This is a genomic window from Methylobacter psychrophilus, assembly GCF_025583945.1.
Taxonomy (GTDB): Bacteria; Pseudomonadota; Gammaproteobacteria; order Methylococcales; family Methylomonadaceae; genus Methylobacter_C; species Methylobacter_C psychrophilus.
Map to the genome: position 1 here is coordinate 254,998 of NZ_JAOEGU010000001.1, position 14,128 is coordinate 269,125.

At 41.8% G+C, this 14,128-nt stretch carries 8 protein-coding genes; 4 read left to right on the plus strand and 4 right to left on the minus strand.

Annotated features, from left to right (window positions below; translation table 11 throughout):
• Positions 1-15: 15 nt before the first annotated feature.
• From hyfB to N7974_RS00980, 4 genes are all read right to left on the minus strand, one after another.
• The gene (hyfB, locus tag N7974_RS00965) at positions 16-2,142 is read right to left on the minus strand and encodes a hydrogenase 4 subunit B (RefSeq protein WP_262963842.1); all 2,127 of its coding nucleotides are present in this window, start codon (positions 2,140-2,142) and stop codon (positions 16-18) included.
• A 94-nt stretch (positions 2,143-2,236) separates the two neighbouring features.
• Entirely contained in the window at positions 2,237-3,829 is a 1,593-nt protein-coding gene (locus N7974_RS00970) for a SulP family inorganic anion transporter (RefSeq protein ID WP_262963843.1), read from the minus strand.
• 195 nt (positions 3,830-4,024) lie between these two features.
• On the minus strand, positions 4,025-5,710 hold the full coding sequence (locus N7974_RS00975) for a SulP family inorganic anion transporter (RefSeq protein ID WP_262963844.1): 1,686 nt from the start codon (positions 5,708-5,710) through the stop codon (positions 4,025-4,027).
• 400 nt (positions 5,711-6,110) lie between these two features.
• Complete coding sequence (locus N7974_RS00980; protein WP_262963845.1) at positions 6,111-6,785, minus strand: hypothetical protein; 675 nt, start codon at positions 6,783-6,785, stop codon at positions 6,111-6,113.
• Positions 6,786-7,633: 848 nt separating this feature from the next.
• Between N7974_RS00980 and N7974_RS00985 the strand changes: the two genes are divergently transcribed.
• From N7974_RS00985 to secA, 4 genes are all read left to right on the plus strand, one after another.
• Positions 7,634-8,287: a protein-L-isoaspartate(D-aspartate) O-methyltransferase gene (locus N7974_RS00985; RefSeq protein ID WP_262963846.1), complete on the plus strand. Its 654-nt coding sequence runs from the start codon at positions 7,634-7,636 to the stop codon at positions 8,285-8,287.
• Positions 8,288-8,822: 535 nt separating this feature from the next.
• The gene (lptF, locus tag N7974_RS00990; protein WP_262963874.1) at positions 8,823-9,890 is read left to right on the plus strand and encodes an LPS export ABC transporter permease LptF; all 1,068 of its coding nucleotides are present in this window, start codon (positions 8,823-8,825) and stop codon (positions 9,888-9,890) included.
• Entirely contained in the window at positions 9,891-10,958 is a 1,068-nt protein-coding gene (gene lptG / locus N7974_RS00995; protein WP_262963847.1) for an LPS export ABC transporter permease LptG, read from the plus strand.
• A 248-nt stretch (positions 10,959-11,206) separates the two neighbouring features.
• The gene (secA, locus tag N7974_RS01000) at positions 11,207-13,933 is read left to right on the plus strand and encodes a preprotein translocase subunit SecA (protein ID WP_262963848.1); all 2,727 of its coding nucleotides are present in this window, start codon (positions 11,207-11,209) and stop codon (positions 13,931-13,933) included.
• The last annotated feature ends 195 nt before the right edge of the window (positions 13,934-14,128 follow it).

Here is a 14,128-nt window from a genome sequence, read left to right on the forward strand (position 1 = left end):
CTGTATATATACGCATTAGCTAATTACCCATAACAGGAGTAATAACGTTGCAAACGAATAACTCAGGTAGGTTCGTATATTGCCGGTTTGAATACGTCCAACCTGCTTGGCCAGTTTATTGACTCCTCGTGCTATCGGGTGGTAAAAAAGCGGCCAGCTATGATCTTCAATCTGCAGTTTGTAATGCACGGCTGCAACATCCAGATTCATGGCACCTTGCATGTCTTTGTTAATTTGTTCATCGACAATCCAAACTCTTGCAAAGATTCGCCGTAAAGGCATAGTAAAGGCACTGGAGGTATACTGCATGCGCGGTGTTAATCCACCAAAGCCACAATCCCAGGTTTCAGCCTTGCGTATCACTGTTAAAGGATTGCGACGCAAATACCAATAACAGATACCGGCGGCAATGAGCGCTCCTATTAGTACCAGTGGCGCAGAATAGGATGCTTGTTCGGGAGAAACCGGAGCCAGCCACAACCAATCCAAAGCAGAATCATTCGGTAAAGTTTGTCCTAATAGTTGACCTGAAACAGTATTAATTAGTTGAATAATCGCGTTCGGGAAAATCCCGATAAAAAAGCACAAGCCGGCTAATAAAGCGGGACCTGCCAACATGCCTTTATGCCCTGTTTCATGGGCATTTTCACTATTTTCTGATCGTGATTGACCCAGAAATATCAGCCCAAATACTTTGACAAAACAGGCGGCAGCCAAAGCCGAGGTCAGTGCCAAGGCAGCCGCTGCAACCGGAATCAAGCTACGTAAGACACCATTTTCCAGCACATCAACCTGCAAGGCGGTTTGAAAAGCCAACCATTCGGAAACAAAGCCGTTAAACAGCGGTAGCGAAGAAATACTCATGCAGCCGACCAAAAACAACAAACTGGTTTGCGGCATTTTTTTAATCAGGCCACCCATCATATCGATATTTAATTCATGGGTTTGGTGCTGAAGGATGCCGGCTCCCAAGAACAGTAAGTTTTTGAACAAGGCATGATTAAAGGCATGCAGTAACGCGGCCAGAAAACCTAATGCCGCCAGTTGCGGATGGCCGTTTGCCATAAAAATCATGGCCAAACCCAATACCATGAAAATAATACCGATATTTTCAACGGAACTGTAAGCCAACAGGCGTTTTAAATTGGGTTGCATCATGGCATAGAGGATGCCGCCCAGCGCTGAAAGGGTTCCCAGAGCCAGCAGTGCAACGCCCCATTGCCAGTGTATATCACCGAGTAAATCAAAACTAAAACGGATCAATCCATACAGTGCGACTTTAAGCATTACGCCGCTCATTAAGGCTGAAATATGTGAAGGTGCTGCCGGATGCGCTTCCGGTAACCAGATATGCACCGGTACTATTCCGGCTTTCATGCCAAAACCCAATAGTGCCAATACGAAAGCAATACTCGCCCATGTTACTGACAATTTGGATTCTCGTAAGGCATCAAAAGTAAAGCCGTCAGAAAAACTGGCCAGTACGCCAAAGCCTAAAATAATCGATAATGCGCCAACTTCCGCCATCAATAAGTAAAGAAAAGCGGCGCGGCGATTGGCAGGGTTTTCATGTTGAAAAGCCACCAGAAAATAGCTGGCTACCGACATTAGCTCCCAAGCAATCATAAACATGAAAGCATCATCCGCTAACAGCACCAACAGCATGCCGGCGACAAACAAACCGGTAAACAAACCCAGACTGGCAAAAGGGTGCTCCTTTTCTTTATAGCTACTGACATAACCGGGGCCGTAAAGACTAACCGCACAGACGGCAATACCTATAATCAAAAAAAAGAAACCGGATAAGGCATCAAAACGGATATGCCAAGGCAGCCAGGGTAAGCCTAAAGCAATCTGGTCGGTAATAACGCTGTTACTGATCAGCACCGCTAAACCGGCTATGACGGCAAACAGGCCTGAAAAACCCAATAAAACAAAGACTGCTTGTCTTAAAAAAGCCGGGTAATGCTGTTCTTCAAGACTTTTATTAACCCAATTCCGACACTTTACATTACCACTAAAGAATTTGTTAATACTGTACTGACTCATTGCCAACATGATCTGTCGCTGATTCATCATCAGTGCCAACAAGCCGGAAGCAAAGCTTAAAAGTACCGCACAATACGCTGATAAAAGGATCATGAAATTCTCACTGTCTAAAATTTAAAACTGTTTGGGACGAAATGAGGTTAAAGGTTGGTTTTTAGGCCTCCATTTATAACCTTGCACCTAAATCTTATTTCCTGTCATCTGCCGTCATGATCCGTGCAGCCAAAGCGTGATCTGAAAAGGTTTCCAAAGCATTGCCTATTTGCTTGCAGTATCCTCCCTGCGCTTCATAGCTTTGTTGGAAATTATCAATAAACCCCATAACGGTATGGTCAATCAGATAACCGTTGGTAAAATCGAAAATAAGGGTCTTACCGGGTTCCAGCTTGGCAAGTGCCTTTTTTAACGGCAGGAAATTTGAAAACAGGGCAGAACCCAATAATGTGATGACTAGCGTATCGTTATTTTGTTGTTGAATGGTAAAGTTAATCTTGAACAGATTGCCAAGCCAAACACCTCGTACGACATCAATGCCAAGTTTTGCGACAATACCCAAGGCGACACCGATTAACAAATCAGTCGTCAGTACCCCGATAATGGTAATAACAAATAAAAATAACTGATCTTTACCTACATCCCTTACGCTGGCAAATGTTTTAGGCGAAGCTAAACGATAACCGGTATAAACCAGTAATGCGGCTAATGAAGCCATGGGAATACTCTGGATAAGGCCGACAAACAAGACGACAAAGAGTAATAACAACAGGCTATGAAAAAAATTGGCCCAAGTGGTTTTTGCCCCGTTATGGACATTCTCCGAGCTACGTATGATTTCAGCTATCATCGGTAAGCCACCCATTAAACCGGCGACCAGATTGCCAATTCCAATTGCTGTTAAATCACGATCAAGATCGGAAGAACGCTTATATGGATCCAGCTTGTCAACCGCTGTCGCAACCAGTAAGCTCTCAAGACTACCGATTAAACTGATACTCAGAACGGCCCCCCAAAAAGCTGGGGTGGTAATTTTTGAAAAATCAGGAAAATAAAAGCTTTCCAGAAAATTATCGGGAATGTCGACCAGGTAGTTTGAGCCGTTAATAGTTGTAAATTTAAAATCAAAATGCCAGGCGAATACAATACCTACCAGCACGACGATAACCGGAGCAGGAATCCTGACTCCGACTAACGGCCAAATGATCAGGATGAGCAAGCTTAAAAAACTAATGAGCACACAGTCCATATTGGTAATAGCCAAACTATGCGGAATTTGTGCAATGATTGAGAACAAATTGCCTGCTTCCGGTGTGACTCCCAGCATAACGTGGGTTTGTGTAGCGATAATAATAATGCCAATCGCAGCGAGCATGCCATGAACGACCGACGTGGGGAAAAAGGAACTTAGTTGCCCCAGTTTGTATATGCCCATTACAATCTGCAAAACACTGGCAATAACAATTGCCGCCAGCGTGTAACGATAACCGGCAAGCGCATCGCCTTCACCCAGTATTTGCACTGCCGCCAAAACTACTACGATCAAGCCGGCAGCTGGTCCATTAATAGTCAGGTAAGAACCGCCAATACGCGAGACTAAAAGCCCTCCTATTATTGCGGTAATAATCCCTGCCGATGGTGGGACCCCTGAAGCCACTGATACACCAAGACACAGTGGTAAAGCGATAAGAAAAACCAGGAATCCTGACAGTAAATCACTGCGCCAGTTTTCTTTTAAGCCTGCCAGTCCAGTTTGGGGGATAGCTGAAAGGGATGCTTTATGCATAAAAATCCTTGTTTATTGTAATATTGTAGGTTTGTAAATGGTTATTAAGCGCCTACTATACCACTTTAGCCTTGACAGCGACTTCGATTAATGTTTGAAATAAATTCATGAGCTATGTCAGGCTCTCCCGGCAAGTCGCTACTATGCTGATTCAATCGCCATTTGACTGACAGTGCAGTAGCTTGAAAATGGTATTTACACCCCGTAATGATCACTTTTACGGCGACTCATATTATCTCGCCTCATTCTGCGCACTGCCAAAGGATGCTCTGAAAAAGTTTCGTGCTGTTCCATTCCCAGAAATACACATTTACCGCCATTGCCTTCATAGTTATGCTGAAAGTCATGAATAAATTCCATCACGGTATGATCGATAAGATAAGTATTGTTCATTTGGAAAATGATGGTTTTACCTTTTTCCAGATTGGCTAAAGCGGTCTTCAATGACATAAAGTTAGAGAAAATCGCCGCGCCGACTATGCTGACAATAACAGTGTCGGTATCTTTCTGCTCAATAACAAAGTGGATCTTAAACAGGTTATTTAACCTGACGCCACGCAGCAAATGGATAGTAAATTCGGTCAGGATGCCGATAGCAACGCCGATTAATAAATCAGTTGCCAACACACCGATAATCGTCACCACAAACATAAATAACTGTTCTTTACCAACGCTCATAACTTTAGCGAATTCTTTGGGCGAGGCCAAACGAAAGCCGGTATAGACCAACAATGCCGCCAGTGCAGCTAGAGGAATGCTATGAATCAGTCGTGGAAACAGCACTACGAACAATAACAGTAATGTGCCGTGAAAAAAATTGGCCCACTGGGTTTTTGCACCGTTATTCACGTTAGCCGAACTACGCACGATCTCGGCAATCATTGGCAGGCCACCGACTAATCCGGCCAACAGATTACCTGCACCGACGGCTGTCAAGTCACGATCAAGATTGGAATGGCGTTTATACGGATCAAGTTTGTCCACCGCCATGGCGCTAAGTAAGCTTTCCAGGCTTCCGACCAGGCTGATACTGATAACGGCTTCCCAAAACTCCAGGGTGGAAAATTTTGAAAAATCGGGAAAATAAAAGCTGGACATAAAATTTTCAGATATCGCGACCAAAAATTTAGGGCCGACAGTTTCTTCGTGATGCGGTAAAAAATGTGCATCCGGTAAAAATAAATACATGTGCTCATGTTCCAGATCAAAATACCGAGCCAAACCCATTCCTGCTAACACGACAATCAATGGTGCCGGAATCATCTTTAAGGTGGGGTTTTTTATTACCGACCAGATAATCAATATCATTAGTCCGGTAAGACCAATAATGGCAATTTCATGATTAAGATTAACAATGCTGTGTGGAATCTGCGCGATAGTTGAAAACAGACTGCTGCCTTTCTCGGGTGTAGTGCCGAGCATAACATGGATCTGTTTAGCCATAATAATGATGCCGATAGCCGCCAACATCCCATGTATGACTGATGCCGGAAAAAAAGAGCTCAGACGTCCGGCTTTAAATACACCCATTAAAATTTGTATGACACTGGCAACGACAATGGCCGCCAAAGCATAGCGATAACCAGCCATCGCATCGCCGACACCCAGTTCTTGCACTGCACTAAGTACTACTACAATCAAGCCGGCAGCGGGCCCATTAATAGTGATAAATGAGCCGCTGATCCGTGAAACCAGCATGCCGCCAATAATGGCGGTAATAATACCTGCCGAGGGTGGAAAACCGGAAGCCATAGATATACCAAGGCATAGCGGTAGAGCGATAAGAAAAACCAGAAATCCTGATAGTAAATCGCTACGCCAGTTTTCTTTTAACCCGGCCAGGCCGGTTTTGGGTAATGCCGGTAATGAAGCTTCACTCATACAAATCCTCGTTTTTGATAATAGTGTTTATAGCTTATTACTAGCGATTATTGTGCCAACTAGTTGTTATTGTTGTAACACATTAATTTTATAAATAAATTAGGTTGAATTCATAATAAATGTAGTGGTAATGGACAATGGAGATGGGTGCAAAAAAACCTGATAGTGGTTTATTTGCACCACAATTGATGAAGATTATCTGTTCGATTGAGTAATTTATATATGAGGTATGTTTAAATTTGAGGTGACTTGATTCACAAAAGCTAATGCTGTTGCCCAGATATGATTACTTCTGTTATTGGCTTTTTACGCGGAGAGGTAGTTGTGTTTACCACTGGCAAAAAAAACCGCCCCGGAGGGCGGTTTCTCATTACAGCGCTAAAAATTGATGGCACATACCTTAAAGCAATTTTTTACGTTTTGACATTGAAAGCAGACCCATCATGCCTGCGCAAAAAAGCCACAAAGCTTGGGGAAGAGGAACTGCAGTTACTGTTAAGCCCACAAATTTTTTCTCAATAAAGGCAATATCATGCTTTATATCTGATTGAGCGAACAGAATATTTTCAATAGAGACATAGAGTGAGCTGATTGTATCAGGAGCGAAGGCCAAATTGGCAGTCGCTACCCAATTAGTTGTGCTGGCCAGTCCTGTTTCAACAAAAGGATTTACCGACTTGATTTTGCTGACATACTCTTGAAAAGGAAATATCACATCTGACGCTCTTAACTCACCTAATGCACCAACCTTGGCATCGGCTCCGTTAAGAAGGTAGTCGCCTTTTTCAGTCAATGCAATATTGGATATATGATGACCATCTAACCTGTCAATTTTCACTTGGAAAGTACTTGAGGTTAACTCAGAAGCTCCGCCATCCACACTTTGTGCTTTGAAACCTACAGGCAAAAACACTAATGAATTTCCACTCACTGTAGGTGTTCCGAAAAGACCACTCAGGATATTATCGTAAGTGAATGAAACAGTATCACCATTGACCGTAACTAAAGAAGCATTACTTGCTCCTGAAACAGTAATAAAAAGAAATGCAAAAAATATTTTTTTAAAAGTAGACATAATAATTACCTTAATTTAATTTAAAAAACGTACCAAGACTTAGCGTGCCATCAAAATGAACGAAAAGAGTACGTGCCAGAAAATTGTTTAATCAACTGGCTACTACAATAAAGCAAAAAAGATGCCATCATGAAAATAGTTATTTATTTCAGTAGGTTGTTGGTGATTAGTGATTGCTGATGCACTACTATAAATAATAAAATGTAAAAAATCCTGACACATTTATAGGTTTTTTCTGATTTTATCGAAAATTTGTTTACACATTTTAAAGTGTCGATGTTTTAGTGAAGAATATTAATTGACGGGTTAATATTAACTAAAAGTACGTCGCTTATGGTGATAGATGCCTTTTAAAAAGGTACTTTATTAACATTTTTTAATTTTGATAAAGTGTAAAAAATTCTGAGATTCTTAATGAATCTGGATGTTTTTCTCTGCTTGCGCTTTTATGATTGGATTAAAGTAATCCAATCATAAATCGACTACTGTGATGTGTTTGATCGATGTTTTAGGCGTTATTTCCAACAGGCTGTCCAAAAATAGGACTCGTAGTGAAGGGAAGCCGTTTTGAGTCAGGTTTTTTGGTCATTTGATATAAATAGTTTGTGTGTGTAACGAAAATGAGAGGGAAATCTGGCAGAAATGGCTTTTTCGCAGTCGGTTTTCTATTCTCGGACAGCTTCCTAAGGGTGAATTCTTTACCTATAAATTAACCGCATCTTCAATTGTATTTATGAGTTGAATATAAGTTTTTTTAAATGACATTGCCGCCATAATCTCTTGAAATGAATGTTCAGGATAATGAGATGCGCCGGATTTGAGTACGAAATATTCTCGGAGAATAATCAATGAAAAATCTACAGCATATGTTGAATGATATTGACATGGAGGTTTACCTGACTCGTCATTTTATCAATAAGAAGGTATTGGATGATCGGGTTATGGCGGCAATGAAAAAGGTTCCGCGTCAGGCATTTTTACCTGCGGATTTACGTTATTGTGCTTACGAAAACAGTCCCGTGCCTATTGGTTCAGGGCAAACTATTTCCCAGCCTTATATGGTTGCTTTAATGAGCGATTTATTGAGTACCAAACCTTCTGATGTCATTCTGGAAATCGGTACCGGTTCGGGTTATCAGTCAGCCATATTGTCTCAGTTGGTACAACAAGTTTATTCCATGGAAATAATTGAAAATCTGGTGACAACAGCAAGTAGACGCCTTGATGAACTTGGTTATAATAATATCGATATTCGTCAGGGCGACGGCTACTTTGGTTGGCCGGAACATGCTCCTTATGATGGCATAATTGTCACCGCTGCTGCGCCGCATATTCCTCAACCCTTGATTGATCAATTGGCAGAAGGCGCTCGTCTGATTATACCGGTTGGTCTGCCTTATAGTTATCAAGAGCTGATGGTGGTAGAAAAAAAAGCCCATGCTGAAATTGAAACCCGAAAGATTCTTGGTGTCAGCTTTGTGCCACTTACTGGTAGGCATTAGCCCTGACATCGTTCTGGATCGATATTTAAAATTATCATGCGCGTACTTTTAAGTCGAAATGGCTCAACTTATACGGAGGATTGTTAAGTGTGATGAAAAGGGCTGTATTTGTCGCTGTTGTGGTAAAATTTTTAGCAGGCCGCTATTTCAGGCTACTGTATTTAGGTGATTCCTTGCGAATAATATTCCCGGCTTACTGGTGTTTTTATTTATTTACTGCGTGGTCAAAATAGTTTCGTTGCCAGTTGTTTTTTGGCTCGGCAACTGCTCCAGCGTCTTTTAAGGAGTCTACTGTTGATGCCCACGATCGCTGTTCCAGAGGCGATTCTACCTCCGTTAACCATGACTACGTACCTTCTGCATCGTTGTAGTCGTTGTAAATAAACAAAAATCCTGTGCCACTTGGGACTATTAATTTCTGGATATCACCTCAGATATAAATCTATTCACTTTGATTAGGGAGACAGACTTGGAAGCAGATTGGCCAAAAGGTTATAAAGCGGAACGTCGTAAATGGGTTACTGTTCTGGATAAAATGATTGTCCAGGACTTAATGAAAACATTACTGTCTGTGCTGACGGTAATTGTGGTGATTATTGTCAGTCGAAAATTTATCAGGGTTCTTGATGATGCTATTGCCGGGCAGGTGTCAAATGAAACTTTGTTGAGTATTCTGGGCTTAAAAACCATTGTAGCCAGTATTGAATTTTTGCCGGTTGCACTATTTATGGCGGTGTTAATGGTAATGGGCAGAATGTACAGGGATCAGGAAATGGCTGCGGTCGCTTCAGCTGGCGGTGGTGCAGGAACCATCTATCGCGCTGTATTTTTGTTGGTTTTTCCATTAAGTGTACTGTCTGTTGGTTTGTCTTTATATGTTTCGCCATGGGCAGAATCTCAGGTAGATAAGTTAATGCAGCAAGGTCAAGACTCGGCTGATCTGCGAGGTGTTGCTGCCGGAAAATTTAGTGAATATAGCCAAGGTGATCTGGTTTTTTATGTGGAAAAAATTAGCGACGATAAAAAGATGCATAATGTTTTTGTACAAAATAGACATAATACCAACGTAGCCATTATTAATGCTGAATCAGCGAGATTAAAAGACTTGCCTGACGGAAAATATATTATTTTTGAGAATGGCGAGCAAGTACAAGGGCAACCAGGCACCTTAAATTATGTGATTGAACAGTTTGTAGAGTATGCCGTAAGAATAGAAGAAAAAGTATCCGTGGCTGCGGTCAACAGGCAGGCACTCCCTGCCGATTTGCTCTGGGGTTCTGATCTGATGTTATATGTGGCTGAATTACAGCGCCGTTTTTCCATTCCTTTGGGAGCCATGTTATTAAGTTTTGTTGCCGTGCCGTTAGCCCAAATTTCGCCTCGCAGCGGTGTGTACGGAAATATGTTCGCAGGATTTTTAATTTATTTTAGTTATGGAAATCTTGTGCGTGTCAGCCAGAGCTGGGTGATGAGTGAGACTATCCCCGCATGGTTGGGTGGTTTGGGTGTTAATGTTTTATTATTATTGATTGGTAGTTTTTTATTGGCAAGATTGTATGGCTGGCAGTGGCTGCTAATGAAAGTTAGAGGAAAGGTATCTTAAGTGCGTGTATTAACGGGTTATATTGTCAGAGAAATTCTAAAAGGTTCATTTGTTGCGCTGTTATTGTTATTGACCCTGTTTAATTTATTCACTTTTAGTGATGAGTTAAAAGATTTGGGTAATGGCTATGGCTTAAAACAAATTTTTTATTATCTTGCGCTGACTTCTCCCAGTGTTTTTTATGAGTTGGTTCCGGCGTCTGCATTATTGGGTAGCCTGTTTATCTTGGGAGCAATGGGTAATAATCGTGAGTTGATTGCGATGCGAGCTGCCGGGTTATCTGTGTTCGGCATTATTAGGGCCGTTATGCTGGCTGGGGGGGTATTGGTTGTTATTTCAATACTTATCGGTGAGTTTGTTGCTCCGGTCACTCAGCAAATGGCGCAAATGGTCAGAGTTTCTTCGCGTAATGAGCAGGTTATTATGAATGCAAAATACGGACTTTGGTTACGTGAAGACAAAAAATTTATTAATGTTCGGCAAATAGTGGATAACGGTAATTTGGCCGATATCAGTGTTTACGAATTGAATGATCAAAAGCATTTGCACCAGACTATGCACGCTGATCAAGCGGTTTATTTGGGTAAGCAGCAATGGAGTCTAAAGAATACCAAAACATCAGAAATTTCAACGCAAAAAATGGGCACCAGTGCTCAGGATAACCAACTCTGGAAGTCATCAATTGCACCTGATTTATTAAAAATTGTCGTGGTTAAGCCTAATAATTTATCGATAATTGATTTGTTCAGTTATGTAAATTATTTAAAGAAAAATCATCAAAAATCCCATGTTTTTGAACTGGCTTTTTGGGGGCGCGTAGTTAATCCTTTGGTTACCCTGGTTATGTTATTGTTATCTGCGCCCTTTGTGATCGGTGTTAAACGAGGTGTCAGTGTTGGTGAAAGAATGATGATAGGTGTTGTCATTGGCATGGGTTTTAATATTATCGATAAAATTGTAGGGCATATCGGCTTGATTTATGACTTGAGTCCGCCATTAATGGCATTTATTCCCAGTTTGACTGTTTTGGCACTGGCACTATTGGCATTGAAGCGGGTACAGGACTAGTTAATATCAACATGCAGTGGTGTATTTTTGAAGTTCATCATATCGGTTCTAATGCTCAATTTTGTTTCGGGTACCTGCCTGGATTAACTTCACTATAGCCTTGTTTCGTCAATAATAGCCTGAACATTGGTTTGTTTTAGAGTCAAATATACCAATAGTCGGTGTTTTTATCTGTAACTAAACTACCAGACGGTATATAATCCAACGTTTTTAGTCAATCATTTGCTAAATTCACACCGGAAGAAAACATGCTGGGTAAGCTGGTTAAATTTGTTGTAGGGAGCCGTAACGACAGGCTGATAAAGAAGAAAAAGAAACTGGTCAAAAAGATCAATTCTTTAGCTTCGGAATACGAAAAGTTATCTGATGAGGCATTAAAAGCAAAAACTCAAGAGTTTCGTGATCGTCTGACACAAGGTGAAAAGCTCGATAACCTGATCCCTGAAGCATTTTCAGCGGTCAGGGAAGCTTCTTCGCGAGTCTTCGGCATGCGTCACTTTGATGTTCAGTTTATTGGCGGCATGATCCTTCATGACGGTAAAATTGCCGAAATGAAAACCGGTGAGGGTAAAACCTTGATGTCAACATTGGCGGCCTATTTAAATGCCCTCCCGGGGCGTGGTGTGCATGTTGTTACGGTAAATGATTATCTGGCCAAGCGTGACGCTGAATGGATGGGCAGGCTTTACGCTTTTCTTGGCATGACCACAGGCGTTATCATTAGTCAGATGGATAATGGGCCAAGGCGTGATGCTTATGCGGCAGATATTACTTACGGTACCAATAACGAATTTGGATTTGATTATCTGCGCGACAACATGGCTTTCAGCCTGGAGCAAAAAGTCCAGCGCGATTTAAGTTTTGCTATTATTGATGAGGTGGATTCCATTCTTATTGATGAAGCGAGAACGCCGCTAATTATTTCCGGGCCAACGGAAGAAAGCACAGAAATATACATCAAAGCCAACGAAATTATCCCGTTGCTAAAAAGACAGGATGATGACGAGCACCCTGGCGATTATACGGTTGATGAAAAGACGCGTCAGGTCTATTTGACTGAAGCCGGTCATGAGTGTATCGAACGCTTAATGCTTGAGCATGGCTTGATGGCTGAAGGAACCAGTCTTTATGATGCCGCCAACATTCGTCTCATGCATTATCTGAATGCATCCTTACGTGGCCATGTCTTATTTAAAAAAGACGTCGATTATATTGTCGCAAACAATGAAGTGGTTATCGTTGATGAGTTTACCGGCCGGATAATGCCTGGACGGCGTTGGTCTGAAGGCTTGCATCAAGCCATTGAAGCGAAAGAACATGTGGCTATTAATAGTGAAAATCAGACGCTGGCTTCAATCACTTTCCAGAACTATTTTCGCTTGTACGATAAACTTTCAGGTATGACCGGTACTGCCGATACTGAAGCGTTTGAGCTGAACAAGATTTATGGTCTTGAAGTTGTTGTAGTACCAACGCATCGGCCCATGATTCGTAAAGACTTGGGTGACTTGGTTTACCTGACTACCGATGAAAAATACATCGCTGTTGCCAATGACATTAAAAGTTGTGTTAGTCGTGGACAACCAGTTTTAGTGGGAACGACTTCCATTGAAAACTCTGAACTCTTGTCTGAGTTGCTAAAAAAACATGGTATTAATCACGAAGTACTTAATGCCAAACAGCACGAACGTGAAGCACATATTATCGAGCAAGCAGGTATGCCGGGCGCAGTCACTATCGCTACCAATATGGCAGGGCGAGGTACCGACATTGTCCTGGGTGGTAATCTGGATGCCGAGCTTAAGCTTTTGGGTGAAGATGCCACTGATGCCGAAAAACAAAAAGTGCGTGGCATCTGGCTGGATAGACATAATCAAGTACTTGCTAATGGCGGCTTGCATGTTATTGGTTCGGAACGTCATGAGTCTCGCCGTATCGACAATCAATTAAGAGGCCGTTCCGGTCGTCAGGGTGATCCTGGTTCAACAAGATTTTATTTATCTTTGCAAGATGATTTGATGCGGATTTTTGCCTCTGACCGTGTCGCCGGATTGATGAAGAAACTGGGTATGGGCGATGGCGAAGCGATAGAACATCCGTGGGTGACCCGGTCAATTGAAAACGCGCAGCGCAAGGTTGAAGGGCGTAATTTTGATATACGCAAAGAAATTCTGGCTTATGACGATGTCGCGAATGATCAGCGTAAAGTGATTTATACCCAGCGTAATGAGTTGATGGCGGCCAAAGAAATTTCCGACATTATTACGGCTATCCGTGAAGATGTTGTTAATAACGTGATTACCCAGTATATTCCTGCAAAAACCATGGTTGAGCAATGGGATATAAAAGGTTTGGAAGAGCATTTGCAGCAGGAATTTAATGTTCAAGTCCCCGTCCAAAAAATGCTGGATGACGATCATAATATGCAGGAAGCCTCTTTACGTACCCGAATTATTGATATTCTGGAACAGAATCACAAAGAAAAAGAGCAGCAAATTACTCAGGAGGTATTGCAGCATTTTGAAAAATCAGTGATGTTGCAAGTGTTGGATACCAGTTGGAAAGAACATCTGGCAGCGATGGATTATTTGCGTCAGGGTATCCACTTTAGAGGTTATGCGCAAAAAGATCCCAAGCAGGAATATAAACGCGAAGCCTTTGAGATGTTTACCAGTCTGCTGGAACATATCAAATATGAAGTGATCGGGATTTTGTTTAAAGTGCAGGTTCGGCAGGAAGAAGATGTTCTGGCGATTGATGAACAAATGCAGGCACCTAAAGAAATGCATTTTGAACATGCAGCTGCACCTGTTGCTGAAAATTATGATGAAGCATTGGTTAGTTCTGCAGCGTCTGAAGATGAAGCCATCGCAGAGCAACCTTTTGTCCGGGATGGCGATAAAGTAGGTCGTAATGATCCATGTCCTTGCGGTTCAGGAAAAAAGTACAAGCAATGCCATGGTAAATTAAGCTAAAAATTTTTACCAGCAGTCAATAAAGTGGCTGGAAGTGATTGTTTGCCTTGTTGTTAATAACAGGGTAAACGATTACTTCCGGCCATTTTTGTTTGTGGGGTTGTTGGATTAACTAATTAAATTAACTGTAGAAGCCAAACCTGTGTGTTTGCTTTAACATTACAGGAATATGTTGAATTGGGCGAATACTGTTGC

Coding starts and splice junctions, on each gene's coding strand:
- lptF (WP_262963874.1), top strand. CDS start 8,823: ATGATTGTCCAGGACTTAATGAAAACATTACTGTCTGTGCTGACGGTA.
- N7974_RS00975 (WP_262963844.1), bottom strand. CDS start 5,710: ATGAGTGAAGCTTCATTACCGGCATTACCCAAAACCGGCCTGGCCGGG.
- secA (WP_262963848.1), top strand. CDS start 11,207: ATGCTGGGTAAGCTGGTTAAATTTGTTGTAGGGAGCCGTAACGACAGG.
- N7974_RS00970 (WP_262963843.1), bottom strand. CDS start 3,829: ATGCATAAAGCATCCCTTTCAGCTATCCCCCAAACTGGACTGGCAGGC.
- hyfB (WP_262963842.1), bottom strand. CDS start 2,142: ATGATCCTTTTATCAGCGTATTGTGCGGTACTTTTAAGCTTTGCTTCC.
- N7974_RS00985 (WP_262963846.1), top strand. CDS start 7,634: ATGAAAAATCTACAGCATATGTTGAATGATATTGACATGGAGGTTTAC.
- N7974_RS00980 (WP_262963845.1), bottom strand. CDS start 6,785: ATGTCTACTTTTAAAAAAATATTTTTTGCATTTCTTTTTATTACTGTT.